The organism is Arthrobacter nitrophenolicus (genome assembly GCF_045833485.1).
In the GTDB taxonomy this organism is placed as follows: domain Bacteria; phylum Actinomycetota; class Actinomycetes; order Actinomycetales; family Micrococcaceae; genus Arthrobacter; species Arthrobacter nitrophenolicus.
Map to the genome: position 1 here is coordinate 2,326,278 of NZ_CP174504.1, position 17,312 is coordinate 2,343,589.

Genomic DNA, 17,312 nt, shown 5'->3' on the forward strand with positions numbered 1-17,312 from the left:
AAACACCGCCGGATGGATTGCAATGCCCCCTGCGGTGTCACGTGTCTGGTTAGCTGGGGAGCCCGGCCACATCACCTGGAGGCCAGGAATGCGGATTGGACTTATTGCAGGACCGTGGATTCCCATTCCACCGGTCACCTACGGCGGAATTGAAAGGGTTGTGGACAGCCTTGCCCGGGGCTTCACGGCAGCCGGGCATGAGGTGCTGCTGGCGGCACCCGCGGAAAGCACCTGCCCCGTCCCGCTGGTCCCGGGAATGAGGCCGGCGCTCCGCGACGCGCTCGGTTCCACCATGTCAGAACTCAGCCATGTGATCCGGGCCTACGAGGGGCTGGGCGGCGTGGACATCATCCACGACCACACGCTGGCGGGGCCGCTCTACGCCCGCCGGGCCAAGGACATTCCCGTGGTGACCACCATCCACGGCCCGCTCAATGCCCTGGCTGTCGACCTTTACCGCGCCATGGCCAGGGACACCGCCATCATCGCCATCTCGCGTGACCAGTCTTCCCATGCCCCGGACGTCCCGGTCACCCAGGTCATCCACCACGGCATGGACGTCTCCGCCGTTCCGGTCGGAAGCGGCAGCGGCGGCTACCTGTGCTTTGTGGGCAGGGCATGCCCGGACAAGGGCCTGCTGGAAGCCATCATGATCGCCCGGCAGGCAGGGCTGCCCCTGCGGATTGCCCTCAAGATGCATGAGCCTGACGAAATCCGCTACTTCCGCCAGGAAATCGAACCGCTCCTGGGACCCAACGAAGAGTTCGTGGGGGAAGTGGACGACGCAACCAAGTACCGGCTGATGGGCGAAGCCGTGGCCTTCCTCAACCCGATCCAGTGGTCGGAGCCGTTTGGCCTGGTGATGATCGAGGCCCTGGCCACCGGAACCCCCGTCATCGGCACTTCGATAGGATCGGCGCCCGAGATTGTGGAACACGGCAGGACCGGTTTCCTGGGCAGCACGGAAACTTTGGCCGGGTTCGTCGAGGCTGCCGCAGGGCTGGACAGGGGCCGCTGCAGGGCCTCGGTGGAACAGCGGTTCAGTGCCGGCCGGATGGTGGCGCAGCATTTGCGGCTCTTCGGTGAACTCCTTGGCGGCAGATCGCCGTCGGGGGTTCCGGATGCGGCGGGCCTGCACCAGAATCGTTAAGGGCGGGCGGGCAACCGGTCCCGGCAGCACCCGCCGCTGGAGATAGGGAGTCCGTCCATGACCGCCTGGAACGAAGACAACGAGGCATCCGTCTCCGACTCCGGTTCCGTGACCATCCTTGAAGGCTCGTCGTTCTGCATCTCGTCCGGAAGCGGTGACATCAGTCCCGACGGCAGCGCGAACGGCGTGTTCTTCCAGGACACCCGCATTATTTCCGGCTGGGTCCTGCGCATCAACGGCGCCCTGCGGGAACCCCTGGTGGCTCAGCGGCCGCATCCTTTCGAGGCAACGTTCGTGGGCAGGGCAACCTGGCCTGGGGGACGGTTTGACAGCCCCTTGGTGGTCCGGCAGGTCCGCCATATCGGGCCGGGACTCCAGGACGACATCACGCTGGAGAACTTTGCCGCCGAACCGGTGGAATGCGATATCGAGCTCCTCGTGGATGCGGACCAGGCCGACCTCTTCGACGTGAAGGGCGCCCGGACCAGCGGTGTTGACGACGCGACCCGTGAGGTGGTGGACGGCAGGCTCGTCATCGAAGCCAGCCGGCACGGCCAGCAGCGCGGAACGGTGGTCAGTGCCAAAGGCGCGGCCGTCAGCACGGACGGGCTCCGTTTCCGTGCCACCGTCCCGGCCCGGGGCAAGTGGGCCGTCAGCATCATCGTCGTGCCGCTGGTGAACGGGCAGCCGCCCGAGAAACCGTTCCGTGACGGGCAGTTGCCCCACCACCGTGAGGGCGTCCGCCGGCACCTGGACTGGGAAGAAGGCGTACCGCGGCTCAGCATCGAGGACGTCAAGCTGCAGGAACTGCTGAACCGGAGCCAGCGGGACCTGGGTGCGCTGCGCATCTTCGACGCCCACCATCCGGAACGCGCGGCAGTTGCCGCCGGCGCCCCGTGGTTCATGGCCTTGTTCGGCCGGGACTCCCTGCTCTCGTCCTACATGAGCCTGCTGGTCAACCCCCACCTGGCCGCAGGTACGCTCCAGACCCTGGCGGGGATCCAGGGGAAGAAGGTTGACCCGGACTCCGAGGAGGAACCCGGCCGCATCCCGCACGAGGTCAGGCTGGGCGTCACCGCCGGACTGTCCCTGGGCGGTACCGCCTACTACGGAACGGCTGATGCCACGCCGCTCTTCGTTGCCCTTTTGGGCGAACTGAGCCGCTGGGGGCTTTCCCGCGACGTGATCCGGCCGCTGCTGCCGCACGCGGACCGGGCACTGGACTGGATTGAACAGTACGGCGACCGGGACGGCGACGGGTTTGTGGAGTACTGCCGGCCCAACGCCCACGGCCTGGTCAACCAGGGCTGGAAGGACTCCTGGGACGGAATCAACTTTGCCGACGGCACCATGGCCGAAGCCCCCATCGCCCTGTGCGAAGTACAGGCCTACGTCTACGCCGCCTACATCGGCAGGTCACTGCTGGCCCGCTGGGACGGCGACGTGGCGCTGGAGAACCACTGGGCGGACCGTGCAGCCGAACTGAAATCTGCCTTCAACGAGAAGTTCTGGCTGCCTGACAAGGGGTACTTCGCCGTCGCGCTGGACAAGGACAAGCGCCAGGTGGATGCCTGCACCTCCAACATGGGCCACTGCCTCTGGACCGGGATCGTGGACGAGGACAAGGCGGCGTCCGTTGCCGAACACCTGATGTCACCGCAAATGTTCACCGGCTGGGGGATCCGGACGCTGGCCTCCGACATGGGGGCCTACAACCCCGTTAGCTACCACAACGGCTCCGTCTGGCCCCACGACACCGCCCTGGCGGCCACCGGCCTGATGCGCTACGGCTTTGTGGACGAAGCCAAGCGGGTGGCCAAGGGGATCTTCGACGCCGCCGAGCATTTCGACGGCCGGCTGCCCGAGCTCTTCTGCGGCTTCGACCGGGGCGAGTTCCCCGGGCCGGTGCCCTATCCCACTGCCTGCTCGCCGCAGGCCTGGGCGGCGGCCGCGCCGGTCCAGCTGGCCCGCGTGCTGCTCCGCTTCGATCCCGTCTACACCCGTGGTGTGGTGCACTTGTCACCGATCCTGCCGGAATCCGTAGGCGAGTTCCGGGCCGAGAACGTGCTGCTGGACACGTCCCGGATCACCATCAAGGCCCGCGGGGCTGAGGGCAGCATCGACGGGCTGCCGCCGGGCGTGAAGCTGCTGCCGGTTCCGCGCCCGCCCTTGGCTTACCCGCCCGAAGGCTACTGAGGAACTACGGGACTTCGCGCTCCAGCACGAAGTCGTGTTCCACGGTCCTGCCCAGCTGGAAGGACTTGGTGCCCACCTTGCGGAACCCTGACTTCTCATAGAAGCGGATGGCCCGGGCGTTCTGGCTGTTGACGCCAAGCCACGCCCCGGCGCCGCCGGCGTCGGCGGCTGCCTGGAGGCTGGCGTGCATCAGCTCGGCCGCCGCACCCAGGCCGTGGTGCTCGGGGTGCACGTAGCACTTGCTGACCTCTACGGACGGCAGCAGGGTGAGCGCGGAGGCCACGTCCGGGTCAGCAGCCGGGCGGTTGACCAGCAGGCTGTACCCGTTGAGCCGGTGGCCGGAGTCCAGCACCAGGATGGTGACGTCCGGGTCGGCGAGGTAGCCGCTGAAATGCCGCTCGGTGAGCGTGTTGGCCAGGTGGGCGGAGATGTCTTCGGGTGACGACGACGGCGGGCAGGCCAGCGGGAAGGTGACGGCCGCCAGCGCGGCCAGCGCCCCGGCGTCGTCCGGTGTTGCCTTGCGGATGGTGTGGCTCATGGTGCCCTCCATCCTAAGGGTGCCCTCCATCCTAAGGCTGCCTGTCGGCGTCGTAGGTGAGCCCGATCTGGCGCCGGACCTCGTCCAGGGCGGCCATGATGGCCACGCTCTCGCCGGGCGGCAGCATGGTGCCCGCGGTCAGCCCTTCGCGGACCAGCCGTTCGAGTTCCGCGGCCTGGTACTGCATGCCCCGGCCCTGCACGGGCTCGTTGAACTGCTCCAGGATGTTTCCCGATACGTCATACCGGGTGAACGGGGTGGGGGTGTACCAAACGGATTCGATCTCCACCCAGCCGCCGGTGCCGATGATGGCTGCCCGGTTGTTCCCCGCAGTATCCAGCGCGCAGTCCACGAGGGCCTGCTGCCCGTCCGCATACTCAAAGATGGCCGCCGTCTGCCGGTCCACCCCGGTTGCGGTCATCGCAGCGCTCGCAAGTATCCGGTGCGGGGCACCGAAGACGTCGAAGGAAAACGACACCGGATAGACGCCCAGGTCCAGGAGGGCGCCGCCGCCCAGTGCAGGATCATTGAGCCGGTGCGCGGGGTCTTTGGGAAGGTCCTGGTTGTGGCTTGCCACCACCTTGCGGACCTCGCCAAGGACCCCGCCGGCCACGATCTCGCGCAGCCGTGCCATATGCGGCAGGAAACGGGTCCACATCGCCTCCAGCGCAACCAGGCCCTTCCCGGCGGCAAGGTCCACGATCTCCTGCGCCTGCCGGGCGTTGATGGTGAAGGCCTTCTCCACCAGCACATGCTTTCCCGCGTTCAGCGCCAGCAGGGCGTTTTCGTGGTGGAACACGTGGGGAGTGGCAACGTACACGACGTCGACATCCGGGTCGGCCGCCAGGTCCTCGTAGCTGCCGTGGGCTGTGGGAATGCCGAACCGTGACGCGAATGCCTGGCTCGTTTCCAGGGAACGGGAGCCCACCGCCTGGACCGCGAACCCGTTGTCCACGAGGTCCCGTACCTGCAGGTCGGCGATGAAGCCGGTGCCGAGGATTCCCCAGCGGAGCCGGCCGTCGGAGGTGCCGCCGCTGTGGTTCGGCACGGCCTAGTCCTTGCTGCTGAAGGCGGCGTCGAAGGATGCGGTGGAGGCGGGGAAGTCGTATTTTTTGAGGTTGGCGAGGGCTTCGGGGGCGCCGTGGAGGCGGTCCATTCCGGCGTCTTCCCATTCGACGCTGATGGGGCCGTTGTAGCCGATTGCGGCGAGGGCGCGGAAGGATGCTTCCCAGGGGACGTCGCCGCGGCCGGCGGAGACGAAGTCCCAGCCGCGCCGGGGGTCGCCCCAAGCCAGGTGGGAGCCCATGACGGTGTTCCGGCCGGTCTGGCGGACCTTGGTGTCCTTGCAATCCACGTGGTAGATCCGGTCTTTGAAGTCCCAGATGAAGGAGACGGGGTCGATGCCCTGCCACATCATGTGGGAGGGGTCCCAGTTCAGGCCGAATGCTTCGCGGTGGTTGATCGCTTCGAGGGTGCGGACGGTGGTCCAGTAGTCGTAGGCGATTTCGGAGGGGTGGACTTCGTGGGCGAAGCGGACGCCGCATTCGTCGAAGACGTCCAGGATGGGGTTCCAGCGGTCGGCGAAGTCCTGGTAGCCGGCGTCGATGACTTTTTGCGGGACGGGCGGGAACATGGCCACGTACTGCCAGATGGCGGAGCCGGTGAAGCCGACGACGGTGTCCACGCCGAGGGCTTTGGCGAGCCGGGCGGTGTGTTTCATTTCCTCGGCGGCGCGGGTGCGGACGCCTTCGGGGTCGCCGTCGCCCCAGACTTTGGAGCGGACGATGCCCTGGTGCCGGAAGTCGATGGGGTCATCGCAGACGGCCTGGCCGGTGAGGTGGTTGGAGATGGCCCAGACCTTGAGGTTGTATTTGTCCAGGACCTCGAGCTTGGAGTCGACGTAGCCGGGTTCGTCCCAGCGCCAGGCGTCCAGGTGGTCGCCGGAGACGGCGATCTCGAGGCCGTCGTAGCCCCAGCCGGAGGCGAGTTTTGCGACTTCCTCGAAGGGCAGGTCGGCCCACTGGCCGGTGAACAGGGTGAACGGGCGGGGCATGTCAGGCTCCTTTGGAGGTTCTGTCGGCAACAGGGACGAGGGCACTCTTGGCGGCGGCGGATTCCTCCACGGCGTTGAGGATGTACTGGACGTTCAGTCCCTCCTCGAACGACGGCGAGGGCTGGTTTCCAGCCTGGATCGCGGTGAGGAAATCGCGGATCTGGTGGGTGAAAGTGTGTTCCCAGCCGATGATGTGGCCCTGCGGCCACCACGCGTCCAGGTAGGGATGGTCCGGTTCGGTGACCAGGATCCGCCGGAGACCCTGTTCGCGGGCCGGGGCGGTGGCGTCCAGGAAGCCAAGTTCGTTCAGGTTTTCCAGGTCGAAGTGGATGCTGCCCTTGTCCCCGTAGATCTCGAGTCTCAGGCTGTTCTTCTGTCCCGTGGCCACCCGGGACGCCTCGACCGAGGCGATGGCTCCGGAGGCGAGGGTCAGTGTGGCCCAGGCGGCGTCGTCGACTGTCACGTCCTCGGGGCCGTCCGGACCGGGGCGGCGGTTCACGAAGGTCTGAAGCCGGCCGGTGACCTCGGTGACCTGGCCGCCGAGCAGGAACAGGACCTGGTCCACCGCGTGGGAGGCGATGTCCCCGAGGGCCCCGGACCCTGCGGTCTCTTTGCGGAGCCGCCAGGTCATGGGTGCCTGGTCGTCCGCAAGCCAGTCCTGCAGGTACGCCGCGCGGACGTGCCGGACCGTTCCCACCCGGCCTTCGGCGATGAGTTCCCTGGCCAGGGCCAGGGCGGGCACGCGGCGGTAGTTGAAGCCGACCATCGACTGGACACCCCGGGTGCGGGCGGCCGCCGCGGCGCCGGTCATGGCCTCGGCCTCGGCGAGGGTGTTGGCCAGGGGCTTTTCCACCAGGACGTGCTTGCCCGCCTCGAGCGCGGCGATGGCGATCTCGGCGTGCATCCAGCCCGGGGCGCAGATGTCAACGATGTGGATGTCGTCCCGGGCAATCACCTCGCGCCAGTCCGTGGCGGATTCTGCCCAGCCGTACTTCGCTGCGGCGTCGGCAACCTGCCCTGCATCCCGGCCTACCAGGACCTTCTGCTCGATCGCCGGGACGTCGAAGAAGCTGGCAACGTTCCGCCATGCGTTCGAATGGGCCTTCCCCATGAACGCATAACCGATGGCGGCGACGCCCAGCGGACCCTTGGCGCCCGGCTTCAGGGTTCCTGGTGCCTGGCTCATGCGGTGCCGCCAAGGGTAGAGGTTTCCGGTGCCCAGTCTTCGGGCAGGGGAGCGGAGGCCGGGGCGGAGCTGTCGACGTCGACGAAGGTCCCGGATTCGATGGATTCGGAGATGGAGACCATGCTGTCCAGCACGTGGTAGGCCAGCTGGCCGGTGGCGCGGTGGGGGACGCCGGCGCGGAGGGAGCGGGCCATGTCCAGGACCCCCATGCCGCGGCCGTTGGCCGGGCCGGTGGCCGGGATGGTGGTCCAGTCCTCGTCACCGGCGCGCCAGAGCCTGATGTCGCCGTCGAAGTTGTTGGGGTCCGGCAGGGAGATGGTGGCCTCGGTGCCGGTGATTTCAACGAAGCCCATCCGGACCCGGGGGGATTCGAAGGAGAAGACGCTGTGCGAGGAGGCGCCGGACTCGAACTGGGCCATGGCCGAGACGTGGGTAGGCACTTCCACGGTGAACTCCTCGCCGGCTTTGGGGCCGGAGCCGATGACGCGGACCTCCTTGGCCTTGGAGCCGACGGCGGCAACCTTGCGGATGGAGCCGAAGGCCTGGACCAGCGTGGTGAGGTAGTACGGGCCCATGTCGAACAGCGGGCCTGCCCCGGACTGGAAGAGGAAGGCCGGGTTGGGGTGCCATGATTCCGGGCCCGGGGTCTGGAACGTGGTCATCGCGGTCAGCGGGGTGCCGATGTCGCCGCGCTGGATGAGCCGGAGGGCGGTCTGCAGGCCGGCGCCCAGGAACGTGTCCGGTGCGCAGCCGAGCCGGATCCCGGCAGCGTCGGCGGCCTTGAGCAGGCCCAGCCCGGAGTCCCGGTCCAGGCTGATGGGTTTTTCGGTCCAGACGTGCTTGCCCGCGTTCACGGCCGCGGTGGCCACCTCGACGTGGGCCGCCGGGATGGTGAGGTTGACGATGATTTCGACGTCGGGGTGGTTCAGCGCCTTCTCCACGCCGCCCCACCCGGGGATCCCGTATTCGGCGGCCCGGGCTTCCGCGGCCTCCTCGAACAGGTCCGCGATGACGTGGACTTTCAGGTCGGGGAAAACCGTGAGGTTGTCCAGGTACTGCTTGCTGATGTTGCCGGCGCCGATGACGCCGACCCCCACCGGACCCCGGCGGGAAGAGGCTGCGGGGCGGCTCATGCCTTGATCCCTTCGCCGGAAGCGGTCAGGAAGGACAGGCTTTCGGTGATGCCTTCGAAGATGTCGCCGGCGTAGTCGTCGAACTCCACCACGCCCACCTCCAGGGACTGTGCCGCGGCGATCACGTCCATGACCGGGACCTTCCCCTGCCCGGCGGGCTGCTGGGCCTTGGTGTCAGCAGTGAGGGGGCCGTCCTTGATGTGGATGAACTTCACCCGGTCGCCCAGCCTGGCAAGGATGTCCACCGGATCCTGCCCGCCGACCGCCACCCAGTAGGTATCCACCTCCAGGACCAGTTCCGGATCGAGCAGTTCCGTGAAGTATTCCAGTGCGGTCCTGCCGTCGATGATGGACTCCAGCTCCCAGGCGTGGTTGTGGTAACCCACCCGGACACCGTATTCCGCGCCTTTCCGGGCGGCGGCGTTGAGCGCGGCGGCTGTGGCCTTGATGGCCTCGGCATCCTGCCAGCGCTCCGCCGGAATGAAGGGTTCGATGACCGTCCGGATGCCCAGTTCCCTGGCCGCTGCGAAAATCCCGTCCTGGTCCTGGCTGAGCAACGGGGCGTGGCCGGAAGGCGCGGTGAGCCCGTTTTCCCTCAGGGCGGCGCCCAGTTCCTTGGCCGTTGCAACGAAGTTGTACGGCTCCACCTGGGTGAAACCGATCCCGGCGACCCTCCTGATGGTGCCCGGCAAGTCCTTCGAGATTGCGTCGCGGACGGTGTACAGCTGAAGTGCGTAGGACATGGTGCTCCTGGCTTCGGTGGCGGGCATCGGCATGAAAAAGCGGCCTGACGGTCTAGTGCAAAGCTAGAAGGACTTTTGACGAACGTCAAGCAAAAGTTGGTGAAGTGACAGGAGGAAGTCCCCGTGTTATCTATGGTTGATGACCAAAAGCCACGGAGAAGGAGCTTCCCTCCTCGAGTACCCGGCGTCCCAGGGGCGGGCCGGAGACCTTTTCCAGCTTTTGCGGGACGGGAAGGCGCGCACCAGGGCCGAGCTGGCCGGAAGCACCGGCCTCGCGCGTTCCACCGTGGCCTCCCGGATCGAAGCGCTGATGCTGTCCGGCCTGGTGGGGCCCGCCGGTGAGGCCACCTCCAGTGGCGGCAGGCCGCCGTCGCGCTTTGCCTTCAACCCCTCGTCGCGGGTGGTCCTGGCCGTCGACGTCGGGGCAAGCCACGTGATCGTGGCCGTCACCGACCTGGGCGGGAAGATCCTGGCCGAACAACGGCTGGCCCGGGAGGTGTCGGACGGCCCGGAAACTGTCCTGGACCAGGTGGTGGCACAGGGCAGGAAACTGCTCGCAGCGGCGGGGCGGAAGGCCGGCGACCTGGCCGGCGTGGGCATCGGCCTGCCCGGCCCGGTGGAGCACGACACCGGAAAGCCGGTGAAGCCTCCCATCATGCCGGGCTGGGACGGCTTCGACGTGGTTGGCTACGTGCAGCAGTCCCTCCGCGTCCCCGTGCTGGTGGACAACGATGTGAACATCATGGCCCTGGGGGAGCGGACCGCCCATTGGCCGGAGCACGGCAACTTCTTTTTCGTGAAGGTGGCCACCGGCATCGGTTCCGGCATCATCAGCAGCGGCGAACTGCAGCGCGGCGCCAACGGCACAGCCGGAGACCTGGGGCATGTCCAGCTGGCGAGGGGCGCGGACGTGCAGTGCGCGTGCGGGAATTACGGCTGCCTCGAAGCCCTGGCGTCAGGTCCCGCCATCGCCCGCGCTTTGCGGGAACAGGGGCTGGACGCGGCAAAGGGCTCTGATGTCCTTCGGCTCGCCTCGGACGGAAACCTTCAGGCCATCCAGGCCCTGCGCCAGGCAGGCCGGGATATCGGCGAGGTGCTGGCCACCGTGGTGAACCTCCTCAATCCGTCCGTCATTGTGGTGGGCGGCAGCATCGGTGTATCCGGCGAACACCTGGTGGCCGGCATCCGGGAAGTGGTGTACCGGCGGTCGCAGCCACTGGCCACTTCGCATTTGCGGATCGCCGTCTCCATTGCCGGGGACCAGGCGGCAATATTGGGTGCCAGCCGGATGGTCACGCAGTACGTTCTCTCGCCGGCGGTCATCGAGGCAACTCTGGCGGGAACAGCCGCGGCAGGGTGAGCGCTGCTAGGGCGCCATCAGCACGTCGATGAACTGTGACAGACCGTCTGCCACGTCCACTTCCTTGTCGTAGAGCCACTGCAGCTGCAGGCCGTCCGAGATGGCAACGACCAGCCGGGCAAGGTCCTTTGCCGGCAGGTCCGTGCGGGCCTGGCCGGCGGCCTGGCGCCGCTCAATGTCCACTGTCAGGACGTCCACCACTTCCGCGAAGCGGTCCTTGAAGTAGCCGTGGGAGTCATGTCCGGGATCGTTCGCGGTGGCTGAGGCAACCGCGTACAGCGTGGTCAAGCCCGGTTCCGCCCGGTTGCGCTCTGCGGAGCGCACTATCAGCGGCAGCCCGGCGTCTGTATCCATGGCCGCCATGCTCCGCCGGTCGCGCTCGGCCAGGACAGCGGTCAGGAGCTCCTGCTTGCCACGGAAGTAGTGGAAGAGCGTGGCTTCCTTCACGCCCACCAGTTCAGCCACGCGCTTCAGGGCCGTGCCTTCGAAGCCTTCTGTTGCAAAAACGTCGGTTGCTGTCTGGATGATCTGCTCGCGGCGTTCGGCTCCCTTGGCGTACTGTCCGCGCGGCTTTGATGAAGGCACCAAGACAGTGTATTTCACGCTTCGGCGCGAAAGCCTAGTCAGACTCGGTTTTTGTAGGTACCATTTTCTGCAGGACCCAACGGAGGGTCACTTTCTGTCAGGAGGCACCGTGGCCGTCACGACCAACACCGGGGATTCCGCAGGGCTGACAGTGCCCGCAACCCCGTCCAGCACCACAACTTCATCCGTTCCCGCTCCGGGAAGCCCCGTCACAACACCCCGCGCCTATGTCATCGGCATGCCCATCGCCAGCGCAGGCCTGTGGATGGCCGTCCTGGCGCCGGCCCTGGTGGTGCTGGCCATCAAGGTTTCGGAAATCACCACGCCGGAAACCCGGGCCGGGGCCCTCAGCCTCGTTGCCGGCGTCGGCGCCCTGATCGCGCTGCTGGCCAACCCCTTCTTCGGACGCTTGAGCGACCGCACCACCTCCCGCTTTGGTATGCGCAAGCCGTGGATTGTCGGCGGCTCCATCGTGGGCATGGGGTCGCTGGTCCTGCTCGGGTCCGCCACCGACGTCGCCGGCGTGCTGGTGGCCTGGGTCCTCGCCCAGCTGAGCTTCAACGCTGCGCTGGCCGCGCTGGTGGCCACCCTTCCGGACCAGGCGGCGCCGGCCGAGCGCGGTCGCCTGTCCGGCCTCATTGGGATGACCCTGCCCATCGGCCTGGTTGCAGCTGCCTACTTCGCCCAGCTCTTCGACAACGCCTTCCAGATGGCGGTGGTCCCGGGAGCTGTGGGAACAGTCATTGCCCTTGCCTTCGCCTTTACCTTCAAGGACCGTGTCCTCACCGAAAAGCCGGCACCGCTGAATCTCAAGGAGATCGCGGGATCCTTCTACTTCAACCCGCGCACCTATCCCGGCCTGGGCTGGGCCTGGTTCACCAAGTTCCTGGTCTACGTTGGCTACTGCGCCGGGCTGCTCTACCTGCCGTACTTCTTCGCCGACCATCTCCGCGTGGCCGAAACCGAAGTGGCGTCGCTGGTCTTCCAGGCCACCCTCGTCAGCTCCCTGGGAACGGTCGTCACCAGCCTCGCCGGCGGCTGGATCAGCGACAAGATCGGCAAGCGCAAGGGCATGGTCATCGCCTCCGCCATCATCATGATGGCCGGCCTGGTGGTCATCGCCACCAGCACCACCACGGACCAGGTCCTGGTGGGACAGGCCATCGCCGGCCTGGGCCTGGGCTGCTTCGGCGCTGTTGACGTCGCCCTCATCACCGACCTGCTGCCCGGCAGCCAGACCGAAAACGCCAAGACGTTCGGTGTCTTCAACATTGCCCAAGCGCTGCCCCAGTCGCTTGTCCCCGCACTGGCATTCCCGGTTATCACCCTCGGCGGCTACCCCGCCCTCTTCATCGGCGGGGCCGTCGTCGGCATCATCGGCGCCGTCCTCGTTACCCGCATCAAAGGAGTCAAGTAGATGAATCCCACCCTTTCCCCGGCCGTGACGGCACCCGCTGCCGGGTCCCCGGACGCAGAAGCCCGTATCCGGGAGCTGGCCGAAGGCCTTTCCCTGGAACAGCAGATCCAGCTCCTCACGGGCGCGGACGTGTGGGCCACCCACGCGCTGCCCTCGATCGGGCTCTCCCGGGTTGTCCTCTCGGATGGTCCGTCGGGCGTCCGCGGCGAGGACTTCGATGAACGCCATGACTCGGTCTCGCTGCCGTCGTCGTCCGCCCTGTCCGCAACCTGGAGCGTGGAAACGGCGCACCGCTACGGCCAGGTCCTCGGCCAGGAGGCCCGCCGCAAGGGCGTCCATGCGGTCCTCGGCCCCACCATCAACCTGCACCGCTCCCCGCTGGGCGGCCGGCACTTCGAATGCATGAGCGAGGACCCGCGCCTCACCGCCACGCTGGCGGCGGGCTACGTGGCCGGCGTCCAGTCGATGGGCGTCGGTGCGACCCCCAAGCACTACCTCGCCAACGAGTCCGAAACCGAGCGTTTCACGTCCGACTCCGTGGTGGATGAGCGCCCCCTCCGCGAGCTGTACCTGGCCGCCTTCGAGGACGCCATCACCGAGGCGCGTGCCTGGCTGGTGATGAGCTCCTACAACTCCATCAACGGCACCACGGCCAGCGAAAACGAGCTGCTCAAGACCCCCCTGTCCACCGAATGGGGCTTCGACGGCGTGGTTGTTTCAGACTGGACCGGTGTCCGCTCGGTGGAGTCGGCCAACGCCCACCAGGACCTGGAGATGCCCGGGCCCGTAGGCCACTGGGGCCCCAAGCTGCTGGCAGCCGTTGAGGACGGCCGGGTCAGCCGGGCCGCCATCCTCGAAAAGGTCATCCGCATCCTCCGCCTGGCCGCCCGCGTCGGTTCGCTGGACTCCGTCGCCCCGGCGGTGACCGAGCTTCCGGAACAACTCAATGCCGCCGCCGTCGCACGTGAAGTGGCAGTCCGCGGCGCCGTGCTGGTCCGCAACAAGGACGGCCTGCTGCCCCTCGACCCGTCGGCATTGACGAGCATCGCGGTCAGCGGCCACAACGCCGAGGAGGCCCGGACCCAGGGTGGCGGCAGCGCCACCGTCATGCCCAAGTACACCGTCTCGCCGCTGGACGGACTCCGAGACGCGCTGCCGTCCGGCGTCAGCGTCAGTTACACCCGCGGCGCCAAGGTGGCCGAGGGCCTGCAGGCCTTCCCGCGCACCTCGCTGCACAACCCGGTCTCCAATGTCCCCGGCATGCGGGTGACCTTCCTGGACGCGGACGGCGCGGACATTTCGGGTGAGGACCGGCTGGCATCGCACCTGATCTGGTTCGGCGTCGGGATCCCGGAAGGGTCTGCGGCCATCCGAATGGAAGCGGACTGGACGGCCCCGACGGCGGGCATCCACCACCTCGGCGTCGGCACCGTGGGACGGATCCGGCTCTCGCTCAAGGGAGACGAAGTGTTCAACGGCGAGATCGAGGACGACACCGACGTCCTCGGCGCCGCCCTCTTCGACCCGCCCAAGACGGTCCACGCCGTCGAAACCGCAGCAGGCGAGCGGGTCCGGATCGAGGCCGTCTACGAGCTGCCCAAGCAGCAGGTCATCCCCTTCACCGCCATCCTGCTGGGCGAGGAAACCGTGGTTGAGGACCCGCAGGCCGAGATCGAGGCAGCGGTGGAAGCCGCGAAGGCTGCGGACGTGGCCGTGGTGGTGGTAGGCACCAGCGCCGCCATCGAGTCCGAAGGCTTCGACCGCAAGGACCTGGACCTGCCCGGCTACCAGGACCAGCTGGTGGAGGCCGTGGCCGCCGTCAACCCCCGCACCGTCGTGGTGGTGAACTCCGGTTCGCCCGTGCTGATGCCCTGGCTCGACAAGGTGGGAGCGGTCCTGCTCGGCTGGTTCGGCGGCCAGGAGTTCGGCCGGGCCATCGCGGACATCCTGCTGGGTCAGGAGGAGCCGGGCGGACGCCTGCCCACCACCTGGCCGGCCGCGCTCGGGGACGTTCCGGTGCTCAATACCGCGCCCGTGGACGGCAAGGTGGTGTACTCCGAGGGCATCCACGTGGGCTACCGGGCCTGGCTGAAGCAGCAGGCTGAAGGCGGCGCGGCTCCGGCCCTGCCGTTCGGCTACGGCCTGGGCTACACCACGTTCGAGCTGTCCGCCCCGCATGCCCCGCAGTCCGTCACCGCCGGCAACGACGTGGTGGTCCACGTTCCCGTCCGCAACACCGGCAGCCGCTCCGGCCGCGAAGTGGTCCAGGTGTACCTGGAGCGTGCGGAGTCCGCCGTCGAGCGGCCCGTCCGCTGGCTGGCAGGATACGCCGGAGCCCACCTGGCCCCCGGCGGCACCGACAGCGTCGAGGTGCGGATCCCCGCCCGCTCCTTCGCGCATTACGACGGCGGCTGGCAGTTTGAGCCCGGAACGTTCCGGATCCTGGTGGGCCGGCACGCGGCCGACGACTTCCAGGCACTGGAGATCGAGTTGCGCTAAGGCGCTCTAGACGACGGCGGCCGGGCCGGTTCCCTTTCCGGGAAGCCGCCCGGCCGCCGTCGTCCGCGGTACTTCGGCGTCAGCCGCTGATGGTGCGGATGGGGGAACCGGCCAGCCACGCCGTCACGTCCTCGAACGCCCCGCCGTAAAACTCCCGGTAGCTCTCCTGCGTCACGTAGCCAAGGTGCGGCGAGAGGACGGTATTGGGGGCGGCCAGGAGCGGATGCCCGGCGGGCAGCGGTTCCTCGTCGAACACATCCAGCGCGGCGCCGCGGATCCACCCCTGGCTGAGCGCCCGGATCAATGCATCCTGGTTCACCAGCGGACCCCGGGCGGTGTTCACCAGGATCCCCTCCGGGCCCAGCAGCCGCAGTTCCGCCTCCCCCACCGTGTTCTCGGAGCGCGGGGACAACCGCAGGTGGAGCGTCACCACGTCGGAGGCCCGGAACAGCTCTTCCTTGGACACCAGCCGCGCCCCGGCCTCTTCCGCCGCCCCGGCAGTGAGGTTCTGGCTCCACGCCACGATGTCCATTCCGAACGCCCGCCCGTACCCGGCCACCCGGCGCCCGATCTTCCCCAGGCCCACAATGCCCAAGGTCTTGCCGGCCAGCTCAAATCCCACCGTTGACTGCCAGGTTCCGGCGCGCAGCGAGTTCTCCTCCGCCGGCAGGTGCCGCGCGGCGGCGAGCAGCAGGGCCCAGGTCAGTTCGGGGGCGGCCGTGGGCGAGCCGGGCGTGCCGCAGACCGTTACCCCGTGGTCCGTGGCGGCGGCAACGTCAATGGACGCGTTGGCCATCCCCGTGGTCACCAGGAGCTGCAGTGCCGGGAGCTTCTCGAACACCTCGCGCGGGAAGGCCGTCCGCTCACGCATGGCGATCACGATGCTGACGTCGGCCAGCGCCGAGACCAGGGCGTCCCGCGACGCAAAGGGTTCCCGGAACGTGGTGACCTTGACTCCCTCGGCTTCGAGCGCTGCCCAGTCCGCGAAGCCGTGCGCCACGTCCTGGTAGTCGTCAAGAATGGCAAGGCGGTGCTGCATGGAGGTGTCCTTAATCCCGGAGTTCCTGGCGTGATGTTCATCGTATGGCAGGGCGCCCTCCGGAACGGCGGAAACGGCGCGCGGGTGGGGCGTGATAGCAATGGGAGTGATGAAACCCCCGGTTAACCAGCACGCCGCCGCATGAGCGGCCGGTCCCTCGCCCGCCTCCCCGCCAGCTGGATCCTGCTCGCCTGTATCGGCCTGCTGGCCCTGAATCTGCGGGGCCCGTTCGTGGCGGTCGCCCCGGTAGTCGGGCTGATGCAGGCGGAGCTTTCATTTTCACCGGTCATGCTGGGGCTCCTGACCAGCATCCCCGTCCTCTGCTTTTCGCTGGCCGCGCCGCTGGCTTCCCTCGCGGCGAGGAAGTTCGGCGCCGAATTCGCGGTGACCCTGACCATCCTCGGGGTCCTGGCAGGCGTCCTGGTCCGCTCGTCCGGCGGCCCGGCGCTGGTGGTGGCTGGAACGGTGCTGATCGGCGCCGCCATCACCGTGGGCAACATTGCGGCGCCCCTCATCATCCGGCGGGACTTTGCTCCCGCCCGGCAGGGAACGGCGATGGGGATCTACACCGCGGCGCTGAACATCGGCTCGTTCCTGACGTCCGTGGTGACGGCGCCGCTCGCGGACCTGGCCGGGTGGCGGTTCGCCCTGGGCTCGGTGGCCGTCCTGGCCGTGGCGGCGATCGTCGTCTGGACCCTGGCGGTGGGGCCCCGCAACGCCTTCCTGGTTTCCGGCGGGGACGGCGCGGACACCAAGCGGCCGCCCGTTACCGGCCTGGGCTGGATAACTGCCGGACTGACGGCCGGGTTCGGCGGCCAGGCCTTCTCCTACTACGGCGTCACCGCATGGCTGCCCAGCTACCTGCACGACGAGCTTGGCATGTCCGTGGCCGAGGCCGGCGCAGCTTCCTCCATCTTCCAGATTCTCGCCATCGTGGGCGGGCTGGGTGTCCCGTTTGCCGCCAAGTACTGGGGCCCGACGGCGGTTGCGGTCACCGTGGGTGCGCTGTGGCTGACCGTTCCGGTGGGGCTGCTGCTGGCGCCGCAGCTCTGGTGGCTCTGGTCCGTCTTAGGAGGCGTCGCCCAGGGCGGCGGCATCACCGTCATCTTCATCGCCATCATCCGGCTGGCACGCGACCAGGCTTCGGCGGGCAAGATGTCCGCCACGGTCCAGGGCCTGGGCTATGCCCTCGGCGCCGTGGCACCGCCCCTGGTGGGCTTCGTCCACGATGCCTCGGGTTCCTGGACGCCCGCGCTGCTGGTCATCCTGGCCTCCGTGCTGACGTTCTTCGCCGGTACTACCCTCTCAGTGCGGAAGGTGCCCAAGGGACGCTGACGTGCCAAGGCATGTCCCGCCGCCGGGTCCGGCCCTCCGGATTTCGGAGGTGCCTGTTGCGATAGAGCGTGCCGGCCC

General features: G+C 68.1%; 14 protein-coding genes. 6 read left to right on the forward strand and 8 right to left on the reverse strand.

Annotated features, from left to right (window positions below; all coding sequences use genetic code 11):
• Positions 1–88: 88 nt before the first annotated feature.
• The gene (locus ACJJV6_RS11000; RefSeq protein ID WP_354177245.1) at positions 89–1,150 is read left to right on the forward strand and encodes a glycosyltransferase family 4 protein; all 1,062 of its coding nucleotides are present in this window, start codon (positions 89–91) and stop codon (positions 1,148–1,150) included.
• Between the two features lie 57 nt (positions 1,151–1,207).
• Positions 1,208–3,346, forward strand: coding sequence for a glycogen debranching N-terminal domain-containing protein (locus ACJJV6_RS11005; protein ID WP_354177247.1), 2,139 nt, complete (start codon positions 1,208–1,210; stop codon positions 3,344–3,346).
• Between the two features lie 4 nt (positions 3,347–3,350).
• Here ACJJV6_RS11005 and ACJJV6_RS11010 read toward each other — a convergent pair whose 3' ends face one another.
• The 6 genes from ACJJV6_RS11010 to ACJJV6_RS11035 are packed head-to-tail and all read right to left on the reverse strand — an operon-like array spanning position 3,351 to position 8,999.
• Positions 3,351–3,884, reverse strand: coding sequence for a GNAT family N-acetyltransferase (locus tag ACJJV6_RS11010; RefSeq protein WP_407708925.1), 534 nt, complete (start codon positions 3,882–3,884; stop codon positions 3,351–3,353).
• Between the two features lie 31 nt (positions 3,885–3,915).
• Positions 3,916–4,932, reverse strand: coding sequence for a Gfo/Idh/MocA family protein (locus ACJJV6_RS11015; RefSeq protein WP_407708926.1), 1,017 nt, complete (start codon positions 4,930–4,932; stop codon positions 3,916–3,918).
• 3 nt (positions 4,933–4,935) lie between these two features.
• Entirely contained in the window at positions 4,936–5,937 is a 1,002-nt protein-coding gene (locus tag ACJJV6_RS11020) for a sugar phosphate isomerase/epimerase family protein (protein ID WP_407708927.1), read from the reverse strand.
• A 1-nt stretch (position 5,938) separates the two neighbouring features.
• Positions 5,939–7,123: a Gfo/Idh/MocA family protein gene (locus ACJJV6_RS11025; protein WP_407708928.1), complete on the reverse strand. Its 1,185-nt coding sequence runs from the start codon at positions 7,121–7,123 to the stop codon at positions 5,939–5,941.
• Entirely contained in the window at positions 7,120–8,256 is a 1,137-nt protein-coding gene (locus ACJJV6_RS11030; RefSeq protein ID WP_407708929.1) for a Gfo/Idh/MocA family protein, read from the reverse strand. Before ACJJV6_RS11030 ends, ACJJV6_RS11025 begins: the two co-directional genes overlap by 4 nt.
• Positions 8,253–8,999: a sugar phosphate isomerase/epimerase family protein gene (locus ACJJV6_RS11035; protein WP_407708930.1), complete on the reverse strand. Its 747-nt coding sequence runs from the start codon at positions 8,997–8,999 to the stop codon at positions 8,253–8,255. The genes ACJJV6_RS11030 and ACJJV6_RS11035 overlap by 4 nt, the downstream gene beginning before the upstream one ends.
• A 139-nt stretch (positions 9,000–9,138) precedes the next feature.
• Between ACJJV6_RS11035 and ACJJV6_RS11040 the strand changes: the two genes are divergently transcribed.
• Positions 9,139–10,359 (forward strand): ROK family transcriptional regulator, encoded by a 1,221-nt coding sequence (locus tag ACJJV6_RS11040; RefSeq protein ID WP_407708931.1) that lies wholly within the window; start codon positions 9,139–9,141, stop codon positions 10,357–10,359.
• A gap of 6 nt (positions 10,360–10,365) precedes the next feature.
• Here the strand turns inward: ACJJV6_RS11040 and ACJJV6_RS11045 are convergent, their stop codons facing one another.
• On the reverse strand, positions 10,366–10,944 hold the full coding sequence (locus ACJJV6_RS11045; protein WP_407708932.1) for a TetR/AcrR family transcriptional regulator: 579 nt from the start codon (positions 10,942–10,944) through the stop codon (positions 10,366–10,368).
• Between the two features lie 109 nt (positions 10,945–11,053).
• On the opposite strand from ACJJV6_RS11045, the gene ACJJV6_RS11050 reads away from it, so the two are divergent.
• A complete protein-coding gene (locus ACJJV6_RS11050) occupies positions 11,054–12,361 on the forward strand; it encodes an MFS transporter (protein ID WP_407708933.1) in 1,308 nt (435 codons plus the stop codon).
• Complete coding sequence (locus ACJJV6_RS11055) at positions 12,362–14,860, forward strand: beta-glucosidase (protein ID WP_407708934.1); 2,499 nt, start codon at positions 12,362–12,364, stop codon at positions 14,858–14,860.
• 79 nt (positions 14,861–14,939) lie between these two features.
• On the opposite strand, the gene ACJJV6_RS11060 is transcribed toward ACJJV6_RS11055, so the two are convergent.
• Entirely contained in the window at positions 14,940–15,899 is a 960-nt protein-coding gene (locus ACJJV6_RS11060) for a D-2-hydroxyacid dehydrogenase family protein (RefSeq protein WP_009358477.1), read from the reverse strand.
• A 141-nt stretch (positions 15,900–16,040) separates the two neighbouring features.
• On the opposite strand from ACJJV6_RS11060, the gene ACJJV6_RS11065 reads away from it, so the two are divergent.
• Entirely contained in the window at positions 16,041–17,234 is a 1,194-nt protein-coding gene (locus ACJJV6_RS11065) for a CynX/NimT family MFS transporter (RefSeq protein ID WP_407708935.1), read from the forward strand.
• Positions 17,235–17,312 lie beyond the last annotated feature (78 nt).